Raw genomic sequence first — 25,609 nt, forward strand, 5'->3', positions numbered from 1 at the left:
GTGTGTTATTATATTTTTACTTAAAAGCGTTAATGCGATGAAGGGAGATTGAGTTATGAGGTACTTAACAGCAGGTGAGTCACATGGTCCACAATTGACCACAATTATTGAAGGAGTTCCAGCGGGACTTTACATAGAGCAGGATGACATCAATTATGAATTGGCTAGAAGACAGAAAGGTCATGGCCGCGGAAGAAGAATGCAGATTGAAACAGACCAGGCAAAAGTGTTAAGTGGCGTTCGCCACGGGAGAACATTAGGTTCTCCAATCGCACTTGTTGTTGAAAATAACGACTGGAAGCATTGGACAAAGGTGATGGGGGCAGAGCCAATCACGGAAGAAGAAGAAAGTGAAATGAAGCGTCAAATCTCTCGTCCAAGACCAGGACATGCGGATTTAAATGGTGCGATTAAATATGGACACCGTGATATGAGAAACGTATTAGAGCGCTCATCAGCCCGCGAGACAACTGTTCGCGTAGCAGCAGGCGCAGTTGCCAAACAAATCTTGGCGCATCTAGGGATTAAAGTAGCTGGCCACGTTCTTGAAATTGGCGGAGTGAAAGCAGCTCATACAGCATACGAGTCTATTGAAGATTTGCAAAAGGTAACAGAAGAATCACCTGTTCGCTGCTATGACAGTGAAGCAGGTCAGAAAATGATGGATGCAATTGATGAAGCGAAGAAAAACGGCGATTCAATTGGCGGAATTGTTGAAGTTATTGTTGAAGGGATGCCGGTTGGGGTTGGCAGCTATGTTCATTACGACCGTAAATTGGACAGCAAGCTTGCAGGCGCTGTACTTAGTATCAACGCTTTTAAAGGGGTTGAATTCGGTATTGGCTTCGAGGCAGCCTCTAAAAATGGCAGTGAGGTCCATGATGAAATCATCTGGGATGAAGAAAAGGGCTATACGAGAAAAACAAACCGCCTAGGCGGTCTTGAAGGCGGAATGTCAACTGGTATGCCAATTGTTGTAAGAGGGGTTATGAAACCAATTCCAACGCTTTATAAGCCGCTTCAAAGCGTTGACATTGAAACAAAAGAACCTTTCTCTGCAAGTATTGAACGTTCTGACAGCTGCGCCGTTCCTGCCGCAAGTGTTGTTGCAGAAGCAGTTGTGGCATGGGAAATTGCCAATGCAGTTGTGGAGCAGTTTGGTCTTGACCAAATCGACCGCATTAAAGAAAATGTTGAAAAAATGCGCCAGCTTCAGAGGGAATTTTAATGAAAACACTGGAAGTTAAGACGTCTTCAGCCACTTATCCTGTATTTATCGGTGATGGGATTAAACGCAATATCGTCGACTTGATAACTTCCACAGGGCATTCCTATACGAAGCTCTTAATCGTCACAGATACAGCTGTTGATGCCATTTATGGTGATGAGATGGTTCGTTTACTTCAAGAGAAGTGGCCTGTGAACAAAGTGGTTGTGCCAAGCGGAGAGCAGTCAAAATCCTTTGCCGAATTTGAACATATTCATACAAAAGCCATTCAATTTCAGCTTGATCGTTCCTCCTGTATCATTGCGCTGGGAGGCGGCGTGATTGGAGATTTGGCTGGATTTGCTGCTGCCACTTATATGAGAGGTATTGACTTTATCCAAATTCCAACGACGCTGCTGGCACATGATAGTGCAGTTGGCGGGAAAACAGGGATCAACCATCCGCTCGGTAAAAATTTAATCGGTGCGTTTCATCAGCCGAAAGCTGTGATCTATGATACTAGTATGCTTGAGACCCTATCGCAAATTGAACGAAGATCAGGCTTTGCAGAAGTCATCAAACATGCACTGATTTCAAGTGAAGACTTTTTATCAGAACTAATGTCCATTCGTTCTTTGACGGATTTGTCAAAGAGCGAGCTGGCACATATGCTGTATCAAGGCATTCAAGTCAAAGCGTCAATTGTTCAAGAAGATGAAAAAGAACAAGGCGTGCGTGCATTTTTGAATTTAGGCCATACATTGGGGCATGCCATTGAAGCAGAGTATGGATACGGCGCCATCACGCATGGAGATGCCATTGCAATAGGCATGCAGTTTGCGCTGTATGTGAGCGAAAAGGAACTGGGGCTCAGCCTTAATCGTTTGGAACTAAAAGAGTGGATGAAAGAACTTGGATTCCCTGTACAAGTCACACAAGAGATTTCAACGAAAACATTTGTTGACCGGATGATTGGTGATAAGAAAGCAAGAGGCGGCAGTGTTCAATTTGTTTTATTAAAACAGGTTGGAGACGTCACCTTGCAGTCTTTCACAAAAGATGAGCTGCACTACTGGCTCGAAGAATGGAAACGGGAGGAGGGATGTCTATGATGTTTCGCGGGATACGTGGGGCTACAACTGTGATAGAAGATACAGAAACTGAAGTGTTAAACAAAACGAAACAGCTGTTAGAAGCGATTATTTCAAGAAACCAAGTAGATCCAGAACGTGTCGTGCAGATCTTGATTTCAGCTACACAAGATATTCACTCCGTTTTTCCGGCAAAAGCACTTCGTCAGTTTGAAGGATGGACATATGTACCGGTTACTTGCATGCAAGAACTGGACATTGATGGCGGTTTAAAGCAATGTATTCGAGTCTTAATGACTGTCCAGACAGATACAAAGCAGGAAGACATACAGCATGTGTACTTGGAAGAAGCTGTGACGCTTCGCCCTGATTTACAGTTGACAAAAAACAAGGAATTATAATACGATATGAACAGCCGAAGTTTACACACAGGTGTAAACGGCATTGCAAGCTTAGAGAAGATGAGAATGAGACTAGGGTAGTTGAGATGAGTAGAGTTGAGCAGAGATACGATACTTCTATTTAATCATACTGCCTAAAAGAGCAACCCTCTTTTAGGCTTATTTCGTATACTCATACAAACCCTCTATATGTCCCCTCATTCTCCTTAATCCCATTTAAGGAGTGTGCTTATGAATTCCCAATCAAACTTGACCCAATTTTTAAAGGACAGTGAGTCCTACAAAACGATTCCAATTGTTGAAACCATTACAGTCGATACGCTTTCACCGATTCAAATTGTTGAAAAACTCAAACAAGATATTGTGTATTTGCTAGAAAGCAAAGATGAGTCTTCCAGCTGGTCTAGATATTCCTTCATTGGATTGCACCCGTTTTTAACCTTACATGATGACCAAAACAAATACGTTGCACGTGACGCTGCGGGGCAGGAAGTCATGCAAAAGCAAGAGCTGAAAGAACTGCTGGATTGGATGAAAGAGCAATATCAAATCAAAACGCCAGATATTGACATCCCATTTACAGGCGGGGCTGTTGGGTACTTAAGCTACGATCTGATCCCAAACATTGAACCTTCTGTCAGGCCTCACCGCAGCGCATCGCTGGCAGAAAATTGCACATTATTTGTCTGCCAAACGATGATCGCCTTTGATCATGAAACAAATCATGTTCATTTTATCCAGTACACCCAGCTTGCCGGTAATGAAACAGAAGACGAAAAAATACGTGCTTACAAAGAAAAACAAAAACAGCTTGAACAGATGATTCACAAGCTCCATACAAAAATTGATATGAAAGAACTGATTTTATCAGGGAATATAAATGAGCCGCCATCCTTTGAACATGTGACGTCAACCTATGAAAAAGCGCAATTCTTAAAAGACGTAGAAAAAATCAAAGAATACATTCGAGCGGGTGACATTTTCCAAGGCGTACTCTCGCAGCGATTTGATATCCCTGTATCAGTGAGTTCATTTGAGTTATACCGAGTGCTTCGGATTGTGAATCCATCTCCTTATATGTATTTTATGAAATTAAAAGATCGTGATTTAGTCGGCAGCTCGCCAGAACGATTAATCCATGCCAAAAACGGGCATCTAGAAATTCATCCTATTGCAGGCACAAGAAAACGAGGAACAACAAGAGAAGAGGATGCTGAGCTTGCAAGAGAGCTGCTTGAAGATGAAAAGGAAAAAGCGGAGCATTACATGTTAGTGGACCTTGCAAGAAATGATGTAGGCCGTGTGGCAGAATACGGCAGTGTATCCGTACCGACCTTTACAAAAGTAGTGAATTTTTCACATGTCATGCACATCATCTCCATTGTGACAGGAAAGCTAAAGCGGGATACACATCCAGTTGATGCGCTCATGTCCGCATTCCCAGCAGGCACATTAACAGGTGCCCCGAAAATAAGAGCGATGCAATTATTAAATGAAATGGAGCCTGAGCCAAGGGAAACGTATGGCGGCTGTATTGCCTATATTGGATTCGACGGCAATATCGACTCCTGTATTACCATTCGTACGATGAGCGTCAAAATAAGACCGCTTCTATACAAGCAGGCGCCGGCATTGTGGCTGATTCTGTCCCAGAAAATGAATGGGAAGAGACTTGTAACAAGGCAGGAGCACTTCTGAAAGCCATTCAGCTTGCAGAACATATTTTCTCAGAAAAGGAGAGTGTGCAGGATGAATCACCGACTATCAGCTCTTGTTAATGGAGGATTTCTATCAGAAAATGAAGCAAATAAACTCATGCATGATATGATGAGCGGCTTTTTAACAGATGCTGAAGTCGCTGCTAGTCTCTCGATTTTAGCGCATAGAGGAGAAACCGCTGAAGAAATGACGGGTTTTGTGAAAGCCATGCGGCAAAATGCAGCACCAATGGAACGATCGCTTGATGTTGTTGATACTTGCGGCACAGGAGGCGATGGACTCTCCACCTTTAATATATCAACTGCCGCTGCGATTGTCGCTTCCGCTGCTGGAGCCAAAATCGCCAAACACGGAAATCGATCAGTTTCTTCTAAAAGCGGGAGTGCCGATGTACTAGAGTGTCTTGGAATTCACATTCAATCCACACCAGAAGAAACAAGAAGACAAATACAAGAGAAAAACATGGGCTTTTTATTTGCACCATTGTATCATTCATCTATGAAACAAGTAGCCACAGTCCGCAAACAGCTCGGCTTCCGGACGGTATTTAATCTATTAGGCCCGCTTTGCCATCCAATGCAAGCCAAAAAGCAAATCATCGGCGTCTACTCAAAGGAAAAGGCAAAATTAATGGCAAAAGCCCTTGCGCCATTAGAGCCAGAACATGTGCTGTTTGTTTGCGGAGAAGATGGGCTGGATGAATTAACGATTACAGCAAATTCATATGTGATTGAACTCAAAAAAGATGTCATGACAGAATATACACTCAATCCAGAAGACTTTGGGCTGCAAAAAGGATATTTATCAGATATTCAGGTCCAATCACCGGAAGAGAGTGCTAAATTGATTCAGAATATATTGAATCATCAAACAGTAGGGGCGCCGCTTCATATTACAGCCCTGAATGCTGGAGCGGCTTTATATGTCGCAGGGAAATCAGAAAACCTCATGGCAGGAACATTAAAAGCGATTGAAACGATCAAAAACGGCGCAGCCAAAGAGCAATTGGCTCGTTTAAAACAAAAAACGAGAGAGGAAGAGATCTATGCTTAATCAAATCATTGCCCGCAAAAAAGAACATATCCAAACATTGCAGTTACCAGTAGATGAGCACTTTGAAAGACGATCATTTAAAGAAGCACTCATGAATCCTCATCGCTCAATTGGTCTAATTGCTGAGGTGAAAAAGGCGTCTCCTTCCAAAGGAATCATTCAACCAAATTTTGATCCTTTACAAACAGCAAAAGCTTACGAAAAATCCAACGCTGATTGCTTATCTGTTTTAACGGATGAACCATTCTTTCAAGGAAAAAACGAATACTTATCCCTCATTAAAAAACACATAGATCGGCCAATTTTAAGAAAAGATTTCATCATTGACTCCATACAGGTAGAAGAGTCAAGACGTATAGGGGCAGATGCCATTTTATTAATTGGAGAAGTACTTGAGCCGCAAAAGCTGCACGAGCTCTATGCTGAAGCAAAGGAGAAAGGCCTTGATGTCCTTGTCGAAGTACATGCAGCAGATACACTGGAAAATATTTTGAAGTTGTTCACTCCTGAGATCATTGGAGTAAACAACCGGAATTTAAATACATTTACAACAACAGTTGAACAAACAAAAGAGATTGCCCCCCTCGTCCCAAAAGAGGTTTTACTAGTGAGTGAGAGCGGTATTCAAACATTTGATGATCTAACCTTTGTGAAGAAACATGGAGCGGGTGCAGTCCTTGTAGGAGAATCATTAATGAGAGAACAATCACAAGAAAAAGCCGTTCAGACATTGTTTGGAGAATGAACAGGATGAAGCCTTATGTAAAATATTGCGGAGCAGTATCACAAGAAGATGTGGAATGTATTGCGAAATCTCACGCAGATGCCATCGGATTTATTTTTGCTCCAAGTAAAAGACAAGTCCAGCCAGATCAAGTGAAACAGTGGCTCATCCAAACAAAGTGTAAGAAAAAGATTGCTGGTGTATTTGTAAATGAAAAGATCCAAAAAATGTGCGAGATCACAAAACATGTACCTTTAGATATTGTGCAGCTTCATGGAGATGAAACGCAGGATGACGCAAAAGAAATCAAACAACAAACAGGGGCTGTCGTTTGGAAAGTGTTCCACCACGAGCCCGATGTCACAAGCACGCTTGAAAAAATGACGGCATTTGCACCTGTTGTCGATGGCTTCCTCATTGATGCGAAAGTAATAGGGATGAGGGGCGGCTCTGGAACAGCTTTTGCTTGGGAGGCAGTGCCTCTATACGTTAAGCATGCAAAGCGGCTGGAGAAAACTTGCATAATTGCAGGCGGCATCACACCAGAAACGATAGCAGGTCTGCTCGCCTATGGTCCAGAAGCGATCGATCTTTCAAGCGGAATAGAAGTAAACGGAAAGAAAAGCAGCGCTAAGATCGAAGCGCTCGAAGAAAGGATGTTAAATGATGTACGCATATCCAAATGAGATTGGCAGATACGGAGAATTCGGAGGGAAATTTGTCCCGGAAACGCTCATGCAGCCACTTGCAGAAATCGAACAGGCATTTCGTGAATTAAAAGAAGATCCTGCTTTTCAAGCAGAATATGTATCACTACTTCGAAACTATTCAGGCAGACCAACTGCGCTTACATATGCTGACCAAATATCAGCATATCTCGGCGGCGCAAAGATCTATTTAAAAAGAGAAGATTTAAACCACACAGGTGCTCATAAAATTAACAATGCGCTTGGGCAGGCTTTACTTGCGAAAAAAATGGGGAAATCAAACATCATCGCGGAAACAGGCGCAGGCCAGCACGGAGTAGCTGCTGCAACGGTAGCCGCAAAGTTCGGGTTATCCTGCACGGTATTTATGGGAAAAGAAGATGTCGAAAGACAATCACTCAATGTCTTCCGAATGAAACTGCTTGGCGCTGAAGTCATACCTGTCACAAGCGGAAATGGCACATTAAAAGATGCTACGAACGAAGCCATCCGCTATTGGGTTCAGCACTGCAGTGATCATTTTTATATGATCGGCTCTGTCGTAGGCCCTCATCCGTATCCTCAAATCGTCAGCGAATTCCAGCGCATGATTGGTGATGAAGCAAAAGAGCAGCTGCTTGAAAAAGAGGGAAGACTTCCACATAAAGTCATTGCTTGTGTTGGAGGCGGAAGTAATGCCATTGGAATGTACCGGGCATTTTTAGATGAAGAGGTAGATATCATTGGGGTAGAGGCAGCTGGAAAAGGAATCGATACGCCGCTCCATGCTGCAACCATCACGAAAGGAACCGAAGGTGTGATCCATGGGTCTTTGACCTATTTAATCCAAGACGAATTTGGCCAGATTATTGAGCCATATTCGATTTCCGCTGGTTTAGATTATCCGGGAATTGGACCAGAGCACGCCTATTTACATGCGAGTGGACGGGTTCAATATGTGAGTGCGACAGATCAAGAAGCACTAGATGCCCTAAAACTGCTGACTGAAAAAGAAGGTATACTTCCAGCAATTGAATCTGCACATGCGCTCGCCAAGGCGTTTGAGGTAAGCAAGACGATGAATGAAGATGAAATCGTTCTTGTCTGCCTGTCAGGAAGAGGCGATAAGGATGTGCATACATTAATGAACGTGCTTGAAAGTGAGGGAAAACAAAATGATTAGATTTCAATTAGAGCAAGGCGAAAAATTATTCATCCCATTTATCACAGCAGGAGATCCGTCAGAAGACATCACGATTGATTTAGCTATCTCCCTTCAAGCAGCCGGTGCACATGCGATTGAACTCGGAGTTCCTTATTCCGATCCACTAGCGGACGGTCCTGTCATTCAAAGAGCCTCCAAAAGAGCTCTAAATCATGGCATGAATATCGTAAAAGCGATAGAATTAGCAGGGAAGATGAAAAAAAACGGTGTAAAAATTCCTGTAATTCTATTTACGTATTATAATCCTGTGTTACAATTAGACACAGAATACTTTTTCGCTTTACTGCGCAAAAATCATATTTCGGGACTCTTAACACCCGACTTGCCGTTTGAAGAGAGCAGCGAGCTGCAAAAGAACTGTCAAACCCATGACATTTCATATATTTCACTCGTTGCACCAACAAGCAAGGAACGATTAGTAAACATTGTAGAGCAGGCAGAAGGTTTTGTGTATTGTGTTTCATCTCTTGGTGTAACAGGTGTCAGACAATCCTTTGACGCGTCAATTACAGATTTTATTCAACAAGTGAAACAGCTGAGTCACATACCGGTTGCGGTCGGTTTTGGCATCTCAACAAGAGAGCAGGTAGACTCAATGAATAAACTGAGTGACGGCGTCGTTGTCGGCAGTGCACTTGTGAAAAGAATTGAAGAGCTTCAAGAACAATTGCTGGCAAGTGATACACGTCAAGAGGCTTTAAGAGAATTTGAAACATATGCAAAAACATTTAGTCCCCTCTATTCATTCAAATGAGGTGAAACATTTTGCAAATCAAAGATCAATTAAAACAGCTTAAACCGTATCAACCTGGAAAACCAATTGAAGAGGTCAAAAAAGAATATCAATTAGACAAAATTGTGAAATTGGCTTCAAATGAAAACCCTTTTGGATGTTCCGTACATGCAAGAGAGGCGATACAGGCCGAGCTCGAACATTTAGCGATTTATCCAGATGGATACAGCGCAAGTTTAAGAACGGAGCTGGCTGAATTTCTTCAAGTAAGTGAAAAACAATTAATTTTCGGGAATGGCTCAGATGAACTTGTGCAAATTATTGCAAGAGCATTCCTTGATCAACATACAAATACCGTCATCCCATCTCCATCTTTTCCGCAATACCGTCACAATGCAGTGATTGAACATGCTGAAATTCGAGAAGTGCCTCTTTTAGATGGAGGAGCTCACGATCTGAAGGGCATGCTGGATGCGATCGATGAAAACACGAAGGTTGTCTGGGTATGTAATCCAAATAACCCGACAGGAAATCATTTGTCAGAATCTGAGCTTGTGGCGTTTTTAGACGAAGTGCCGGCTCACGTGCTTGTTGTACTAGATGAAGCGTATGTTGAATACGTTCGTGCGGAAGATTTTCCAGACAGTTTATCTTTATTACAATCCTATCAAAACGTCATTGTACTTCGAACGTTTTCTAAAGCGTACGGACTTGCAGCACTTCGAGTAGGCTACGGGATTGCGTCAGAAGAGCTGATTACTGCCATTGAACCAGCGAGAGAACCGTTTAATACTAGCCGTATCGCTCAGGCAGCTGCGCGTGCAGCGATAAAAGATCAAGACTTTATTCAATCATGCAGACAAAAAAATGAAGCAGGTCTCAAGCAATACCAAGATTTCGCTGACCGTTTTGGACTATATATCTATCCATCTCAAACAAACTTTGTGCTGATTGATTTTAAACGAGATGCAGATGAATTGTTCAATGCATTATTGAAAAAAGGTTACATTGTTCGTTCCGGTAAAGCACTTGGTTTTCCGACTTCTTTACGTATTACCGTCGGAACAAAAGAGCAAAATGAAGAAATTCTAAGTACACTTGCCGATTTACTGCAAGGCATTCGTGCGTAGCATAACCATAAAGTCATATCCTAATGCAGGATATGGCTTTCATTGTACCAACCTCCTATACATATAAGCTGTTGAAATAGGTTGTTTAATTTTCGCGAAAAATCAGGTGATGAATATGAATGATGCAAACGAAACAATATTAATCGCTGGACTCGGTTTAATCGGTGGGTCCATTGCACTCTCGATTAAAAAAGAGTATCCTCATAAAAAAATTGTAGGATTTGATGTTTCCAAAGAGCAAATGGTTGCTGCAACAAAGCTGGGAATTATTGATGCAACAGCTGATTCGTTTCTGGCTGGATTAGAAGAATCTTCGACCATTATTTTGGCAACACCTGTCCAGCAAACAGTAAAGATGCTTAGCGATATTGCAGACTCTGGAATTGAAAGAGAGCTAACAATCACTGATGTCGGCAGCACAAAGCAAAAGGTCGTCCATTTTGCTGAAAAAGCGCTGCCTGAACATTACCAATTTATTGGTGGCCATCCAATGGCAGGCTCTCATAAGTCAGGTGTTATTGCAGCAAAAGACTTTTTATTTGAAAATGCGTTCTACATTTTAACGCCTGCAAAGGAAACAAACCGTCAAGCTGTTGATCGGTTGATGGATTTGTTAAAGGGGACAAATGCTCATTTCATCGAGATGACACCAGAAGAACATGATGCTGTGACAAGTGTCATTAGCCATTTTCCTCATATTGTTGCAGCCAGTCTTGTGCATCAAGCGCATCATTTTGAAGAACAATTCCCACTTGTTAAACGGTTTGCTGCTGGAGGCTTTCGTGATATCACACGAATTGCTTCAAGCAATCCTGCAATGTGGCGGGATATCCTGTTGCACAATAAACACAAGATTTTAGACCGTTTTCATGAATGGAAAAAAGAGATTAACCGCATTGAGACCTTCGTACAGCATGAAGATGCTGAAGGATTGTTCTCTTATTTTCAAGATGCAAAGGAATATCGCGATGGACTTCCTCTAAGGAAAAAAGGAGCTATTCCTGCTTTTTATGATCTGTATGTCGATGTTCCGGATCACCCTGGGGTCATTTCGGAGATTACAGGGCATCTTGCAAGTGAAAACATTAGTATTACAAATATCCGTATTATTGAGACGCGGGAAGACATTAATGGGATTTTACGCATTAGTTTTCAAACAGATGACGACCGCAAGCGTGCAGAAATCTGTATAAAAAATAGAGCGAATTACGATACATTTTATGCTGACTGAGGTGACAAACATGAAAATTCATAAAAATGCTCCTATGAATGGAGAAATTCATATCCCAGGTGATAAATCTATTTCACATAGATCAGTGATGTTTGGTGCAATTGCTGATGGGACCACAGTAGTAAAAAACTTTCTTCCTGGAGCTGATTGTTTAAGTACGATTGATTGCTTTAGAAAGATGGGCGTTGAAATTGAACAAAAAGGGACAGATGTTGTCATTCATGGTAAGGGGCTGAAAGAGCTCAAGGAGCCGTCTGACATTCTCGATGTTGGCAATTCTGGTACAACCATCCGATTAATGATGGGGATATTAGCTGGTTGTGAGTTTCACAGTACACTAATCGGTGATGAGAGTATTGCCAAAAGACCAATGAAACGTGTGACGGTTCCGCTTAAACAACTAGGAGCCAAAATAGACGGCAGAGCAAATGGCGAGTATACACCCCTGTCTATTCGTGGCGGTCATTTAAAAGGCATAACTTATGAGTCTCCGGTGGCAAGTGCACAAATTAAGTCGGCTGTCCTTTTAGCTGGGCTGCAAGCAGAGGGCACAACGACATTAATTGAACCACATAAATCAAGAGATCATACAGAAAGAATGCTCTCTATGTTTGGTGTAAAGCTAGATGAAGATGAACAAAGTGTTTCCTTTGAAGGCGGCCAAACATTAACAGCAACAGATATATTTGTTCCTGGGGACATCTCTTCAGCTGCATTTTTCCTTGTAGCTGGATCAATCGTTCCTAATAGCCGTATTGTCTTAAAAAATGTCGGGCTAAACAAAACAAGAACAGGTATTATTGATGTACTGAAACTTATGGGGGCAAATCTTGAAATCAATGAAGTAGATGCCAAAGGCGGAGAACCGTACGGTGATTTAACCATTTCTACTTCATCATTAAAAGGGATTGAAATTTCTGGTGACATGATTTCAAGACTCATCGATGAAATTCCGATAATTGCGCTTCTTGCGACCCAAGCAGAAGGAACAACAATCATTAAAGATGCTGCTGAGTTAAAAGTAAAAGAAACCAATCGAATTGATACAGTCGTATCAGAACTTAAAAAACTCGGTGCTGATATTGAAGCGACAGATGATGGTATGAAGATTCATGGTAAAACTACGCTTCAAGGCGGCGCAGTCGTCTCAAGCTACGGAGATCACCGTATCGGTATGATGCTGGGAATTGCCGCATGTGTGACAAAGCAAGCAATTGAGATTGAAGATACAGAAGCTGTTCGTGTCTCATACCCGAATTTCTTTGAACACATTGAATATTTAACGAAAACAGTCTGAGGATGTCCTCAGGCTTTTTCTTTCCTTCTGCATATTTGTCAGAAATATAGCATAGCTTGTCTCAAGGTGAAACCTTGAAAAAAAACATTTTGTCCGATAAAAATAGTGTCTGCAGTTTACAAATCATCAGTTTCGTATAGGATGAAATGAAAAACAGTCTTTAAAACATAAAAATGGGTTCATTTTAAAAGAGCAACATATTTGCTGGATGTGCACCTGTCGATTATGATATGAAGTAACAATAGTTTAGGTTTTTGGAAACAGAAAGGAACGGTTTGATTTGAATAGTTCATTACAAGAAGCCATAAAATTAGTTGAGGCGGGTGAGACTGAAAAAGGACTCCAAACACTTGCTCAAGCAGAAAAGCATTTGCATGATGAAGAAAAGGCGCAAGCGGCTCAATTATATTATGATTGGGGAGATATCGATAAAGCACGGAATCTCATCAGTGATTTACATGATTTATATCCAGAGGAAACAGGTTTAACGTGTTTTTATGCAGAGCTGCTGATTGACTCTGATGAAGAAGAGAAGGCGATTGCAGTATTAGAAACGATTCCTGAAGATGATGATGCGTACCCAGAGAGTTTATTGTTAATGGCAGATTTGTATCAGATGCAAGGACTATTTGAAGTCAGTGAACAAAAGCTTTTAAAAGCGAAAGAACTACTTCCGAATGAAGCCATCATCGATTTTGCATTAGGTGAGTTGTATTTTTCTCAAGGTCTTTCAAAGAAAGCGGCTGATTTTTTCTACAAAGTGGCAGATCAACAGCATGAGGTTGGCGGTGTCAATGTGTATCAGCGGCTTGCTGAATCACTCAGTACAGCTGGAGAATTTGAGGATGCACTTGAATGGTACGAAAAGGCAGTAAAAGATCAAGCAGACCCGAACACTCTTTTTGGCTACGGATTTACAGCGATGAGGGCTGGCAGAACAAAAACAGCCATTCAGCAGCTTACAGAACTGAAAGATATTGATCCGTCCTATTCGTCACTTTATATGCCTTTAGCGAAAAGTTATGAGGAAGAAGGACTATATCACGAGGCTTTAGAGGTAGTAAAAGAGGGTATTAAAGTTGATGAGTATAACAAAGAATTATATTTATATGGTGCCAAGATTGATTTGAAAAATGGGGATTCAGCAGATGCGAAAAAACTGCTTCAAGAAGCACTTGCTCTCGATCCGGGTTATATTGAAGCAGTTCAAACATTGCTGGCGATCTATTTAAATGAAGAGCTGTTTGATGAAATTCTAGATGTTATTAAAGAGGTTAAAAGCTTTGGGGAAGATGATCCAAAATGGAATTGGTATGCTGCGTCTGCTTCTGTCGGGCGAGAAGAATACAAAGAAGCTGCCGAGTATTTCAAGCTTGCCCTGCCTGATTTTGATGAGGAACGTGACTTTTTATATGAATACGCTTCGTTCCTTTTAGAAGAGGGCAGACAAAAAGAAGCATTACCGTTATTACGCAAAGTTCTAGAGAAAGATGGCACGAATGAAGAAATTGAAGAAACAATTTTAAGAATTGAAGACGAAATTTCCTTATAGTTTGCAGGAATGAAGAACTGGTTTGTTGAATAATTCATGTATAGCAATTTAATTTACGATAGAGGAGGGAATAACATGCAGACCCCTGTTTCTGTCAATGAAAAAAAGGAATTTATCCGGTGGTTCTTAAACCATTATCAGCTAAAGCGAAGAGAGTGTGTTTGGATATTAAATTATTTAATGAGTCACGACTCTTTGATGGAAAAGGTTCATTTTGTAGAGCAAGCAGAATTTTGCCCAAGGGGAATCATCATGTCAACACACTGTGTGGATGAAGTTCCCTTTAGATTTTATAAAGAAAACATCATGACGACAGATGCTGAAAAGTCATTTCATGATATTCGTTTGAATAAACAGCAGGATTTGTTTATTCAATTGAATTTCCGTTCTGCTTATCGTTCGCCGGAATATGCAGCTGTTCTTGAAACAAATCCCCATATTCCGAAGGATCTTTATGAGAACGAAAAAGATAAGGATCTTGCTGAGAAAGTGCTTGAGCACTCAATCGCAACTTTCCAAAAAGAACGGCTCATGAAAGAGATAGATGAAGCACTTGACCGCCATGATCAAGAAACATTTAATAAGCTGGCAAAAGAATTAAGCCTATTGTCATAAACTGAACGAATAAGCCTTGCCCTATACAGGCAGGGCTTATGTCATGAAAGAGGGGAAATTGATGAAGTTTCAAGCAGAGGACGCGGATCGCTTTTTGCAATCTAAAGCTTACATTGATACCGCTATCATTCCATTAGTTGGGGTTAACGCAGATCAAATGAAACAAACCGTGTCTTTAGGAGAGTTTACTATTCTTGTAGCAGAGGAACTTGAAAGACAATTAAAAGGGCGGGTTTTTCTTTTTCCACCACATACATATTTAGAAGTGAGTGACCGGAAACAAGAAGACATACTCACAATGAAGCAGTCGCTCAAAGATCATTTTCAGCATGTCGCACTGATCACATCTGATCACCAGTGGAAAGAGCATGCTGAGATTAGCGAATCGCTATTTTTGCTCAAGCCGGTTCCGCTGGAGCATTTGAAGGTTGAATTAAAGCAAAAAGTCATTCAAGACAGTGTAGAACAAATTTTGAACTTTTTGTTACAAAAATGGAACCCTTCATAAAAACCCTTACATTTGCATTGTACATAGCTTTTTAGGATGTTGACCTTGTGAATAGATTGATATATTATGAGGGTGTCCTAGTTTTATGAAATTTTTTCTAATTCAGTTATAAAGTAGCTGACGACCTGAGGGGGGGAGAAAAAAATGAGCGAGAAGAGACATGGAGTGTCCAGGCGTCAATTTTTGAATTACACGTTGACCGGCGTGGGGGGATTTATGGCCGCTGGAATGCTCATGCCTATGGTTCGCTTTGCGCTTGACCCTGTGCTTAAAGGAACAGAGGATCAGGATATGGTTCAAGTTGTCAGTGTAGATGAACTGACAAAGGAACCGAAGCGCTTTGACTTTAAAATTGATCAAGTAGATGCATGGTATGAGTCAAAGGAATCTAGGTCAGCATGGGTGTACAAAGAAGGGGATGAAATTGTCGCTTTATCGCCAATCTGTAAACATTTAGGATGTACAGTGAACTGGAACAGTGATCCGAAAAATCCAAACAAATTTTTCTGCCCGTGCCATTATGGGCTGTACGACAAGGATGGTACAAACGTACCCGGAACTCCACCGCTTGCACCGCTTGACCATTATAAGCAGCAAGTGAAGGACGGATACCTCTATCTTGGAAAAGCTGTGCCGAAAGGGGAAGGGTAACGATGCTTAACAAGATTTACGATTGGGTAGATGAGCGGCTCGACATTACACCGATATGGAGAGATATTGCGGATCACGAGGTGCCAGAGCACGTCAATCCAGCACATCATTTCTCCGCTTTTGTGTATTGTTTTGGCGGTTTAACATTTTTTGTGACAGTCATTCAAGTCCTGTCGGGCATGTTTTTAACGATGTATTACGTGCCGGATATTAAAAATGCCTGGGAATCTGTCTATTATTTGCAAAATGAAGTGGCATTTGGCCAGATTGTCAGAGGGATGCACCACTGGGGTGCGAGTTTAGTCATTGTGATGATGTTTTTACATACGCTAAGGGTCTTTTTCCAAGGGGCGTATAAAAAGCCTAGAGAGCTGAACTGGATTGTTGGAGTGCTCATTTTCTTTGTGATGCTTGGACTTGGTTTTACAGGTTATCTTTTACCTTGGGATATGAAGGCGCTGTTTGCGACGAAGGTTGGTCTTCAAATAGCAGAAGCAACACCTTTCATTGGTAAAGAGATCAAAACGCTGCTTGCAGGTCATCCTGACATTGTAGGGGCACAAACGCTGACGAGATTCTTCGCTATCCACGTCTTTTTCTTGCCAGCGGCATTATTTGGGCTGATGGCTGCCCACTTTATTATGATTCGTAAGCAAGGAATTTCTGGACCGCTATAAAATGTTGCGTTTGATGAATGTTCAATGAGGAGGGGATGACTTTGCATAGGGGAAAAGGGATGAAGTTTGTCGGAGATTCCAGGATACCGGCAGAAAGAAAACCTAACATACCTAAAGACTATTCCGAATATCCGGGAAAAACAGAAGCCTTTTGGCCGAACTTTCTTTTAAAGGAATGGCTTGTAGGTGCCGTTTTTTTAATTGGATTTCTTGTCCTAACTGTTGTTCATGCGCCTCCGCTTGAGCGGATGGCTGATCCGACAGATACTGGCTATATTCCGCTGCCAGACTGGTATTTCCTATTTTTGTACCAGTTATTAAAATATGAATTTGCTGCAGGTAGCTTCACTGTCGTTGGCGCGATGATTATGCCTGGAATCGCGTTTGGTGCACTTTTGCTCGCGCCATTTCTTGATTCAGGTCCAGAACGCAGACCGTATAGAAGACCAATTGCAGTCGGGATGATGATCCTTGCAGTCGGCGCAGCAACATATTTAACGTGGGAGTCTGTTGCAACCCATGATTGGGAAGCAGCCGCAAAACAAGGTGAGATTAAGAAAGAAGCAGAGATTGATACTTCAGCTGAAGAGTATAAAATTTATCAAGAGCAGACATGTATCTCCTGCCACGGGGATAACATGCAGGGCGGAGCAGCCGGACCGTCACTCGTTGACAACGGTCTATCGCCTGAGGAGATTGCTAAAATCGCTGTAGAAGGAAAAGGCAACATGCCTAAGGGTGTCTTTAAAGGCAGTGATGAAGAACTCGAGAAGCTCTCTAAATATTTATCTGAGGTCAAATCAAAATAATTCAGTTGTTTAAATGCAAGTACAAGGATATACTCAAAAGAGAAAAAGCTGGCGCTGTCAGCTTTTTTCTGATTTTAACAGATCGTGAGTGAAGAGACATATGAGATGGATTCAATATTTGCTAGCGACGCGCTACATACTTGTGCTGGTGCTTATGATCAATTTCCTTGGCACTGTTTATGGATACTATTGGTATATTCCGCAGCTCGTAGAGACGCCGGCTGTCTTTTTAGCTTTTGTACCAGACAGTCCAACGGCCAGCTTTTTCTTTTTATTTGTATTACTTGCGTTTTTGATGAAACGAAATGCTCCTTATTTTGAAGCACTTGCTCTTGTGACCTTGATTAAATATGGGCTATGGGCGGTAGGAATGAATATCTTTGTGCTTTTATCTGTTGATGATTTTCCGTGGGAAGGCTACATGCTGATTGGGTCTCACTTTGCGATGGCGGTTCAGGCTGTATTGTTTGCGCCGTATTATCGTTTTCAAATGCGTCACCTCGTGGTAGCGGGAATTTGGATTTTACATAACGATGTGATTGATTATGTATTTGGTATGATGCCGCGTTATTCTATGCTGTCTGCCTATTCAAACGAGATCGGCTATGCGACGTTTTGGTTAAGTATCGCGGTTCTTCTTGTTTCGTATTATCTCGTTCTATCGAAAAAATCGGTCAAGCTGGAACTCCCTTAACAATGTTGGTCTAACCTTGTCCTTTTCTTCATACGCTGTATGGAGAAGGGCTAGGAGGGACTTGCATGAAACGAAAGCCAATCGCGATGATTCTATTATTTTTTCTCGTATTACATCCGGCTGTTGCCAAAGGTGAGGAAACAGCTGCTAACACGCTGCAAGAATTAACGGAACTATCAGATTCCATCTTTCAATTAACGAGACAAGCTAAATATGATGAGGCATTACAAGTCGCATTGTATGTTGAAAAGACATTTAAAGCTGAGAATTGGCGTGGAACTTTGACGAATACGCAGATTCGGCAAATTACACTTGGCTATCAAGATATGATAAAAGGGCTGCCGCAGGAAGAATTGAATGAGCGCGAAAAGCTTCGTTATGCTTCTCAATTTAGAATGCTGCTTGATGCGATTCAGTCGGATTCTGAGCCTCTTTGGGGTTCGCTCGAGAAGCCCATTATGGGGTCTTTTCCTACTTTGAAAAAAGAAGTGAAAGATCCAGAATCAACGACATTTTATGAAACTTGGAATGAGCTGGTTTCTTTATACGATATGATCTATCCGAGTTTAACCATTGATATTTCGCCTGAAAAGCTCCAGACGATTAAGCAGCACATGGAAGTGATTGAGCAAGGTGAATTTTTAAAAGCATCAAGTGGGACAAAGCTTGAACGTCTCACGAAGCTGGAAGAGGATTTATCGAGTGTGTTTGCTCACGTCGATGAAGATGAAGCTGATCCATCGCTTTTATGGGTCATCTTAACAACCGGGAGTATCATTTTACTAACGTTAACGTATGTTGGATTTCGGAAATATCGTGCTGAAAAAGAAAAGAAGCAAAAACGTCAGGCGGATTATCCTAAATCATAAAAAAGAAGCCCAAAACTGGTGCTTCTTTTTTAATGCGGGTTGAGCGGCTTTTTGTGTTCATCTAATGTAAAGCCTTCACCGAGTACATCATGCACGTCACTGACTGATACGAACGCATGAGGATCGACTGAGGTCACGACGCTTTTGAGGTGGACAAGCTCGTTTTTTGGAACGACGCAATAAAGGACGTTGCGCTCCTGCTTCGTATAGGAACCGACCCCTTTTAAGATGGTGACACCGCGCTCCATTTCATCCGTGATTTTCTTTTGAATGATGTCATCTTTTTCAGAGATAATCATGGCGCCTTTGGCAGCGTAAGCGCCTTCTTGCATGAAGTCAATGACCTTCGCAGCTACAAATACTGCGACAAGTGTATACATCGCTTCTTTATAATTTAAGTAGGTAAGAGAAATGGTAATGACGCATGCGTCGAAGATGAACATTGTTCGTCCCATGGCCACCTGATAATGCTTGTTGATCAGTCTTGCAATGATGTCCACACCGCCTGTTGTACCGCCGAATTTAAAGATGATCCCGAGGCCTGTTCCGATAAACACACCTGCAAAGAGGGCGGCTAAGGCTAAATCGTGCTGGAGAGGCATATGTATTTGAAAGCGCTGGAAGATGGCAAGAAAGACAGAAAGACTGACTGTGCCTACAATTGTATAAGTAAACATCGTTCTGCCGAGCATTTTCCAGCCAATAAAAAAGATCGGAATGTTTAAGACAAGGTTTGAAATAGATGGGTCAATGTGAAATAGAAAATATAAAAGCAGTGTAATACCTGTAAATCCGCCTTCCGCCAAATTGTTCTGCATATTAAAATGAACAAGACCGAAAGAAAAAATCGCAGATCCTATTAAAATAAATACGATATTTTTAAGACGAATTTCTTTTAGCAAGAGATCACTCCTTTTTTTGCTTAGACAGCGATAATATTATATGGTATGGGAGAGAAACAAGCAAACTGAGTCTTAAACATTTGTCAAATATTTATGATTTCGCTAACATGTAAGAGATGGATAGGAGGATGAGCTTCATGACGAAAGAAAAAACGCTGCGTCACGTGCAGCAAGAAGTAGATGATTACATAGGACAATTTAAAGAAGGCTATTTCAGCCCGCTTGCCATGATGGCCCGTCTGACAGAAGAATTAGGGGAGCTGGCAAGAGAGGTTAACCATTACTATGGAGAAAAGCCGAAAAAAACAACGGAAACAGAAAAAAGCATGGAAGAAGAAATTGGTGATGTTTTGTTTGTGTTAACATGCCTCGCTAATTCACTTGATATTTCACTAGAAGAAGCACATGATCGTGTGATGCATAAATTCAACACAAGAGATAAAGACCGCTGGACGAAAAAAGAAGGGAAGTAGAGACGATGACGAACGAAACCATCAAAGTAGTAATCGCTGGAGCAAGAGGAAGAATGGGGATAGAGGCTGTGAAGCTGGCGGAAGAAACAGGCCATTTTGAGCTGGTGGCAGCACTTGATCACGCGCATGAAGGAAAAAAATTATCTGATGTGATTCATACGACATCTCATGCGCCAATTTATACGGATATTGATGTGTGTCTTTCAGAAACAGCACCAGATGTATTAATTGATTTAACAACACCAGAAATCGGGAAAGTACATACAAAAAAAGCACTTGAACATGGCGTGCGTCCAGTCGTAGGCACAACTGGATTTTCAGAAGATGACCTAAAAGAGCTTCAGCAATTAACAGAAGAAAAGGGCATAGGCTGTATTATTGCACCAAACTTTGCTGTCGGTGCGGTCTTAATGATGAAATTTGCCAAAATGGCAGCGAATTATTTTCCTGACGTTGAAATCATTGAGCTTCACCATGATAAAAAACTAGATGCCCCAAGCGGTACGGGCTTAAAAACGGCTGAAATGATTTCAGAAGTAAGAGAAAGCAAAAAACAGGGACATCCAGAAGAGAAAGAATTGATCGAAGGTGCACGAGGAGCAGATTATGATGGTATCCGTCTGCACAGCGTGAGACTTCCTGGCATGATTGCACATCAAGAAGTGCTGTTTGGAATGGACGGACAGACGCTCACCATTCGTCATGATTCTTATAACCGTGCATCCTTTATGTCAGGCGTGAAGCTTTCAGTAGAGCAGGTCATGCACATTGATCAGCTCGTTTATGGTTTAGAAAATATCATCGACTAATAAGGAGTGGATTCCTGATGAACATTGCTTTAATCGCTCACGATAAGAAAAAAAGTGACATGATACAGTTTGCCACCGCGTACCGTGATATTTTGGCAGATCATACACTTTACGCAACAGGGACAACAGGTTTGAGAGTGAAAGAAGCGACGGGGCTTCCCATTCATCGTTTCCAGTCAGGACCACTTGGGGGAGATCAGCAGATCGGTGCTTTAATTGCTGATAATGCAATGGATCTTGTGCTCTTTTTTAGAGACCCGCTAACTGCGCAGCCGCATGAACCGGATGTATCTGCACTCATCCGGCTTTGCGATGTGTATACCATTCCATTAGCCACCAATATGGGAACTGCTGAAATTTTAGTCAGAAATTTAAATAAAGGTACGTTTGATTTTCGAGATGTAGCAAAAAACGGAGGAACAAATGAAACGACTTGATATCCTTGCATTCGGTGCCCATAGCGATGATGTAGAGATCGGAATGGGCGGAACGATTGCAAAATACGTAAAAAAAGGGGCGCGCGTCGGGATTTGCGACTTGACCCAGGCCGAATTATCTTCAAATGGAACAGTAGAGAGCCGCAAAGAAGAAGCAAAAGCCGCCGCCGCTATTTTAGGTGTCAGAGCGAGAATTCAGCTTACACTGCCAGATAGAGGGCTGTATCTAAATGACGAAGCGATGAAGGAAATTGCGGGCGTGATTCGAACATACAAACCGAAACTGATTTTCGCTCCGCACCACCAAGATCGGCATCCAGATCATGGCCATGCGGGCTCACTTGTAGAAGAGGCCGCTTTTTCTGCAGGTATACATAAATTTGAAGATTCATACAAGCAGCCAGCGCATAAAATAAGCCAAATGTATTATTACATGATTAATGGGCACCATCGTCCAGATTTTGTGATCGATATTTCTGAGGAAATGCACCAAAAAATTGATAGCTTGCATGCGTATAAAAGTCAATTTGTTAAATCGGCAAATTCAGTAGAGACACCTCTTGTGAACGGTTATATTGATTTTGTCAAAATGAGAGAGTCTATGTATGGAAGAGAAGTCAACAAAGCTTATGCAGAAGGGTTTATCACAAAGAAACCACTTTTGATGGACGATGACTTACTTGGGGGGGAATTATGAAAAAACTGAAGGTCGGAATTACATGTTATCCAAGTGTCGGCGGATCGGGCATTATAGCCACGGAGCTTGGAAAACGTTTAGCTGAAAAAGGGCACGATGTTCATTTCATTACCTCTAGCATTCCGTTTAGGCTTAATAAAGTATATCCGAATATTTATTTTCATGAGGTGGATGTGAATCAATATGCTGTTTTTCAATATCCGCCTTATGACCTTGCGCTGGCAAGTAAATTGGCAGAAGTTGCAAAACGAGAAAAGCTTGATATTATTCACGCGCATTATGCGGTCCCGCACGCTGTCTGTGCGTTTTTAGCCAAACAAATGACTGGACACTCTGTGAAAGTCGTTACGACGCTTCACGGAACGGATATTACGGTTTTAGGCTATGATCCATCATTAAAGGAAGTCATTCGGTTCGCCATCGAATCATCGGATCGTGTGACGGCGGTGTCGCATTCATTAGCTGCGCAGACGTACGATCTCATCAAACCAGATAAAAAGATTGATACGATTCATAATTTTGTTGATGAACGGGTGTATTTGCGTGAAGATCACGATTTGTTAAAGACACATTATGGTCTTTTACCGAACGAAAAGGTCATCATCCATGTATCAAACTTTCGAAAAGTGAAACGGGTGCATGATGTGATTCATGTGTTTCAAAAGATTTCTGAACAGGTGCAGGCAAAGCTGCTGCTCATTGGTGATGGTCCTGAAAAATCGGTCGTATGCGAACTTGTGAAAAAATTGGGATTGACAGACCGCGTGTTGTTTTTAGGCAAGCAAGAGAAGGTTGAGGAGCTTTATTCAATAAGTGATCTGAAGCTGCTTCTTTCAGAGAAGGAGAGCTTTGGGCTTGTGCTTCTTGAAGCAATGGCATGCGGTGTCCCTTGTATCGGAACGGATGTCGGAGGTATTCCAGAGGTCATTACACATGGAGAAACAGGGTTTCTTGTCCCGCTCGGCGATATAGACGGAGCAGCAAAGCACGCAGTGTCTCTGCTAAAAGACGAAGCGCTTCATGAAAAAGTGTCAGCGGCAGCTCAGTCTAGTGTTCAGGCTCAATTCTCCTCTGAAAAGATTGTGAGTGAATATGAAAAGCTTTACCTAGAATTGATCGAAGGTGATGTTGAAGATGAATGAACCATTCACACATGCGATCCCTATATTACATACACTGCACGAACATGGGCATCAGGCTTACTTTGTCGGCGGAGCGGTGAGAGATGTTCTATTAGGACGGGAAATCGGCGATATCGATATTGCGACAGATGCAACACCTGATAAGGTTGAGTCCTTATTTGAAAAAACAGTAGATGTCGGTAAGGAGCATGGCACTGTCATTGTTTTACATGAGGGTGTTAGCTATGAGGTCACGACATTTCGAACGGAATCAGAATATGAAGATTTTCGCAGACCGAAAGAAGTGGCGTTTATCAAGTCGCTTAAGGAAGATCTTTTAAGAAGAGATTTAACGATTAATGCGATGGCCATGGATATAAACGGGGAAATCATTGATTATGTAGGTGGTAAACAGGATATTAAGCGGAAACGAATTCAAACCGTAGGAGATCCTGCGTGCCGCTTTCAAGAAGATGCGCTTCGCATGATGAGAGCTGTCCGTTTTTTAAGCCAGCTTGGCTTTGAGCTCGCTGATGAGACGGCTGAAGCTATGAAAAAAGATAAGCATCTGCTTGCCAACATATCGGTTGAGCGCAAAAAGATTGAAATGGAGAAGCTTTTAAAAGGCCGTCATTGTGAGCAGGCCATTCAAGTGCTCATCTCAACTAGGTTATATGAAGAATTACCAGGTCTCAAAGAGGATCGTCTTCACGAATCCTTTCAAACCTTTCCATATTACTTGCTGGATGGACTAGAAGAGGTATGGGGGGCTTGTATCCATTTGCTTGGCCTAGATGAAGCGGAGGCTGCGGTCTTCTTAAAAGAATGGAAGCTGTCAACGAAGCTTTTGAAAGGCGCAATAGCTATTAGTAAATACGTTGATTGTGACTGGGATGCGGAAAACATGTTTGAAGCTGGTGAACACGTGCTCTTATCTAGTTTGAAGATCACGCAGCTAAAACATGAACGCCGCATTTTCTTTGATGAGCTGGAGGCAGCGAAGCGTTCTTATGATGCACTGCCGATTAAAAAGCTCCAAGACCTCGCTGTTTCAGGAAAAGATTTAATGGCCTTTCGGCAAAAGACGTCTGGGAAATGGATTGCAGAAGAGCTTCATTTTGTGAAAAAAGCTGTTTTGCAAAACCGTTTAGAAAACCGAAAAGAAGCCATAGAGGAGTGGCTTAAAGCATGCGATCCGCAATTAGAAAACGATTAATTGAACTATTTACAGCATCCAGCCAGGATTTTGTCTCAAGTCAGCAAATTTGTGATGAGCTTGGCTGCTCCCGAACGGCTGTATGGAAGCATATGGAGGATTTGCGAAAAGAGGGGTATGAGGTAGAAGCGGTCAGAAGAAAAGGATACCGTCTGCTTCGTAAACCGGACAAAATTAGTGAGGACGAAATTCTGTTTGGTCTTGAAACAGAGAGCTTTGGCAGGCATATTTACTTTCAGAAAGAAGTCGCTTCAACTCAGCTGATTGCCCATGATCTTGTAAATGAAGGTGCGCCCCACGGCACGATCGTTGTCAGCGATCACCAGACAGACGGAAAAGGGCGTCTTCAAAGAACGTGGCATTCACCAAATGGGACAGGCATTTGGATGAGTCTCATTCTCCGGCCTGAGATCCCGCTCTATAAAGCGCCGCAAATGACGCTTTTGGCATCAGTAGCCATCACAGAAGCGATTGAGCGGCAAACAGGACTCGCTCCATCTATTAAATGGCCAAACGATATTTTGTTGAATGGAAAAAAGGTCGTTGGTATTCTGACTGAATTAAAAGCAGAAGCTGACCAGGTTCATGCGGTCATTATTGGACCGGGCATAAATGTGAACCAAACAGCTGATGACTTCCCAGATGAACTAAAGGACGTCGCCACAAGTCTGCGAATGGAACTGAACGAAAAAGTGGATCGGGCTGCACTCATACAACAGATCATGTCCACCTTTGAAAAAAGGTATGATGATTATATGCAGCAAGGATTTGCGCCGATTAAACAACTATGGGAATCGTTTGCGATGACGATCGGTCAACGTATTGTTGCCCGCACCGTCAATGGGCAATATTCGGGGAAGGCGCTTGGAATCAATGAAGAAGGTGTTTTATTGCTTGAAACGGAGGACGGTATCCAAAAAATCTACTCCGCAGACATTGAGATCAAGTCAACATGAGTGGAACACCCGGCACATTTTTGATATACTTCGTGTGGGCAGTATCTGCAAAGAACTGTACCTGTTAGGAAGAAAAATTTGATAAATTTCTGCCTTGATCCTAAGGGACTTGGACAGAGGGATGAT

27 protein-coding genes and 1 pseudogene are annotated in these 25,609 nt (G+C 42.0%); 27 read left to right on the top strand and 1 reads right to left on the bottom strand.

The genetic code is table 11. The annotated features are described in order from the left end of the window. The first annotated feature begins 55 nt into the window (after window positions 1–55). From aroC to ypjB, 20 genes and pseudogenes are all read left to right on the top strand, one after another. On the top strand, window positions 56–1,228 hold the full coding sequence (aroC, locus tag V6Z54_RS15895) for a chorismate synthase (protein WP_269103347.1): 1,173 nt from the start codon (window positions 56–58) through the stop codon (window positions 1,226–1,228). After that, window positions 1,228–2,319, top strand: coding sequence for a 3-dehydroquinate synthase (gene aroB / locus V6Z54_RS15900; protein ID WP_269103348.1), 1,092 nt, complete (start codon window positions 1,228–1,230; stop codon window positions 2,317–2,319). Before aroC ends, aroB begins: the two co-directional genes overlap by 1 nt. Then, on the top strand, window positions 2,316–2,699 hold the full coding sequence (gene aroH, locus V6Z54_RS15905) for a chorismate mutase (RefSeq protein WP_024422804.1): 384 nt from the start codon (window positions 2,316–2,318) through the stop codon (window positions 2,697–2,699). The genes aroB and aroH overlap by 4 nt, the downstream gene beginning before the upstream one ends. A gap of 231 nt (window positions 2,700–2,930) precedes the next feature. Beyond that, a pseudogene (gene trpE, locus V6Z54_RS15910) lies at window positions 2,931–4,477 on the top strand (anthranilate synthase component I). Then, the gene (gene trpD / locus V6Z54_RS15915) at window positions 4,449–5,471 is read left to right on the top strand and encodes an anthranilate phosphoribosyltransferase (protein WP_059377969.1); all 1,023 of its coding nucleotides are present in this window, start codon (window positions 4,449–4,451) and stop codon (window positions 5,469–5,471) included. Before trpE ends, trpD begins: the two are co-directional and overlap by 29 nt. After that, entirely contained in the window at window positions 5,464–6,216 is a 753-nt protein-coding gene (trpC, locus tag V6Z54_RS15920; protein ID WP_269103349.1) for an indole-3-glycerol phosphate synthase TrpC, read from the top strand. The genes trpD and trpC overlap by 8 nt, the downstream gene beginning before the upstream one ends. Further along, window positions 6,213–6,881, top strand: a complete 669-nt coding sequence (locus tag V6Z54_RS15925; RefSeq protein ID WP_075611567.1) for a phosphoribosylanthranilate isomerase — start codon at window positions 6,213–6,215, stop codon at window positions 6,879–6,881. The genes trpC and V6Z54_RS15925 overlap by 4 nt, the downstream gene beginning before the upstream one ends. After that, window positions 6,862–8,064, top strand: coding sequence for a tryptophan synthase subunit beta (gene trpB, locus V6Z54_RS15930; protein ID WP_269103351.1), 1,203 nt, complete (start codon window positions 6,862–6,864; stop codon window positions 8,062–8,064). Before V6Z54_RS15925 ends, trpB begins: the two co-directional genes overlap by 20 nt. After that, window positions 8,057–8,860, top strand: coding sequence for a tryptophan synthase subunit alpha (gene trpA, locus V6Z54_RS15935; RefSeq protein WP_075611565.1), 804 nt, complete (start codon window positions 8,057–8,059; stop codon window positions 8,858–8,860). The genes trpB and trpA overlap by 8 nt, the downstream gene beginning before the upstream one ends. 11 nt (window positions 8,861–8,871) lie before the next feature. Next, window positions 8,872–9,969 carry a histidinol-phosphate transaminase gene (gene hisC / locus V6Z54_RS15940; RefSeq protein ID WP_338527482.1) on the top strand — a complete coding sequence of 366 codons (1,098 nt, stop codon included), beginning with the start codon at window positions 8,872–8,874 and terminating at the stop codon, window positions 9,967–9,969. Window positions 9,970–10,084: 115 nt separating this feature from the next. Continuing rightward, window positions 10,085–11,200 carry a prephenate dehydrogenase gene (locus tag V6Z54_RS15945; protein WP_041085882.1) on the top strand — a complete coding sequence of 372 codons (1,116 nt, stop codon included), beginning with the start codon at window positions 10,085–10,087 and terminating at the stop codon, window positions 11,198–11,200. Window positions 11,201–11,210: 10 nt separating this feature from the next. Beyond that, window positions 11,211–12,497, top strand: a complete 1,287-nt coding sequence (aroA, locus tag V6Z54_RS15950; protein ID WP_338527483.1) for a 3-phosphoshikimate 1-carboxyvinyltransferase — start codon at window positions 11,211–11,213, stop codon at window positions 12,495–12,497. Window positions 12,498–12,777: 280 nt separating this feature from the next. Next, a complete protein-coding gene (locus V6Z54_RS15955) occupies window positions 12,778–14,049 on the top strand; it encodes a tetratricopeptide repeat protein (protein ID WP_041085878.1) in 1,272 nt (423 codons plus the stop codon). 75 nt (window positions 14,050–14,124) lie between these two features. Further along, on the top strand, window positions 14,125–14,664 hold the full coding sequence (locus V6Z54_RS15960; protein WP_008344562.1) for a ReoY family proteolytic degradation factor: 540 nt from the start codon (window positions 14,125–14,127) through the stop codon (window positions 14,662–14,664). Window positions 14,665–14,725: 61 nt separating this feature from the next. Continuing rightward, complete coding sequence (locus V6Z54_RS15965) at window positions 14,726–15,172, top strand: YpiF family protein (protein WP_041085875.1); 447 nt, start codon at window positions 14,726–14,728, stop codon at window positions 15,170–15,172. 144 nt (window positions 15,173–15,316) lie between these two features. After that, window positions 15,317–15,823: a ubiquinol-cytochrome c reductase iron-sulfur subunit gene (locus tag V6Z54_RS15970; protein ID WP_007500911.1), complete on the top strand. Its 507-nt coding sequence runs from the start codon at window positions 15,317–15,319 to the stop codon at window positions 15,821–15,823. A gap of 2 nt (window positions 15,824–15,825) precedes the next feature. Continuing rightward, window positions 15,826–16,500, top strand: a complete 675-nt coding sequence (gene qcrB, locus V6Z54_RS15975; RefSeq protein ID WP_003215804.1) for a menaquinol-cytochrome c reductase cytochrome b subunit — start codon at window positions 15,826–15,828, stop codon at window positions 16,498–16,500. A 41-nt stretch (window positions 16,501–16,541) separates the two neighbouring features. After that, window positions 16,542–17,309 (top strand): menaquinol-cytochrome c reductase cytochrome b/c subunit, encoded by a 768-nt coding sequence (locus tag V6Z54_RS15980; protein ID WP_039179522.1) that lies wholly within the window; start codon window positions 16,542–16,544, stop codon window positions 17,307–17,309. Window positions 17,310–17,409: 100 nt separating this feature from the next. Then, window positions 17,410–18,003, top strand: a complete 594-nt coding sequence (locus V6Z54_RS15985) for a DUF1405 domain-containing protein (RefSeq protein ID WP_041085871.1) — start codon at window positions 17,410–17,412, stop codon at window positions 18,001–18,003. A gap of 65 nt (window positions 18,004–18,068) precedes the next feature. Beyond that, a complete protein-coding gene (gene ypjB / locus V6Z54_RS15990; protein ID WP_034280441.1) occupies window positions 18,069–18,872 on the top strand; it encodes a sporulation protein YpjB in 804 nt (267 codons plus the stop codon). A gap of 29 nt (window positions 18,873–18,901) precedes the next feature. Here ypjB and V6Z54_RS15995 read toward each other — a convergent pair whose 3' ends face one another. Then, window positions 18,902–19,774, bottom strand: a complete 873-nt coding sequence (locus V6Z54_RS15995; protein WP_024422789.1) for a YitT family protein — start codon at window positions 19,772–19,774, stop codon at window positions 18,902–18,904. Between the two features lie 137 nt (window positions 19,775–19,911). Here V6Z54_RS15995 and V6Z54_RS16000 point away from each other — a divergent pair, with 137 nt between their 5' ends. Genes V6Z54_RS16000 through V6Z54_RS16030 form a run of 7 tightly spaced genes read left to right on the top strand, consistent with a single transcriptional unit; the run spans window position 19,912 to window position 25,483 of the window. Then, window positions 19,912–20,247 carry a nucleotide pyrophosphohydrolase gene (locus V6Z54_RS16000; RefSeq protein ID WP_024422788.1) on the top strand — a complete coding sequence of 112 codons (336 nt, stop codon included), beginning with the start codon at window positions 19,912–19,914 and terminating at the stop codon, window positions 20,245–20,247. 5 nt (window positions 20,248–20,252) lie between these two features. Beyond that, entirely contained in the window at window positions 20,253–21,056 is an 804-nt protein-coding gene (gene dapB / locus V6Z54_RS16005) for a 4-hydroxy-tetrahydrodipicolinate reductase (protein ID WP_338527484.1), read from the top strand. Between the two features lie 17 nt (window positions 21,057–21,073). Further along, window positions 21,074–21,493, top strand: a complete 420-nt coding sequence (mgsA, locus tag V6Z54_RS16010) for a methylglyoxal synthase (RefSeq protein ID WP_034280445.1) — start codon at window positions 21,074–21,076, stop codon at window positions 21,491–21,493. Next, a complete protein-coding gene (gene bshB1 / locus V6Z54_RS16015) occupies window positions 21,480–22,190 on the top strand; it encodes a bacillithiol biosynthesis deacetylase BshB1 (RefSeq protein ID WP_041085865.1) in 711 nt (236 codons plus the stop codon). Before mgsA ends, bshB1 begins: the two co-directional genes overlap by 14 nt. Further along, complete coding sequence (bshA, locus tag V6Z54_RS16020; RefSeq protein WP_058837946.1) at window positions 22,187–23,332, top strand: N-acetyl-alpha-D-glucosaminyl L-malate synthase BshA; 1,146 nt, start codon at window positions 22,187–22,189, stop codon at window positions 23,330–23,332. The genes bshB1 and bshA overlap by 4 nt, the downstream gene beginning before the upstream one ends. Continuing rightward, the gene (locus V6Z54_RS16025) at window positions 23,325–24,527 is read left to right on the top strand and encodes a CCA tRNA nucleotidyltransferase (protein ID WP_073979680.1); all 1,203 of its coding nucleotides are present in this window, start codon (window positions 23,325–23,327) and stop codon (window positions 24,525–24,527) included. Before bshA ends, V6Z54_RS16025 begins: the two co-directional genes overlap by 8 nt. Then, a complete protein-coding gene (locus V6Z54_RS16030) occupies window positions 24,500–25,483 on the top strand; it encodes a biotin--[acetyl-CoA-carboxylase] ligase (RefSeq protein ID WP_338527485.1) in 984 nt (327 codons plus the stop codon). The genes V6Z54_RS16025 and V6Z54_RS16030 overlap by 28 nt, the downstream gene beginning before the upstream one ends. Window positions 25,484–25,609 lie beyond the last annotated feature (126 nt).

This window comes from Bacillus sp. MAG717A, from assembly GCF_036884855.1.
Taxonomy (GTDB): Bacteria; Bacillota; Bacilli; order Bacillales; family Bacillaceae; genus Bacillus; species Bacillus safensis.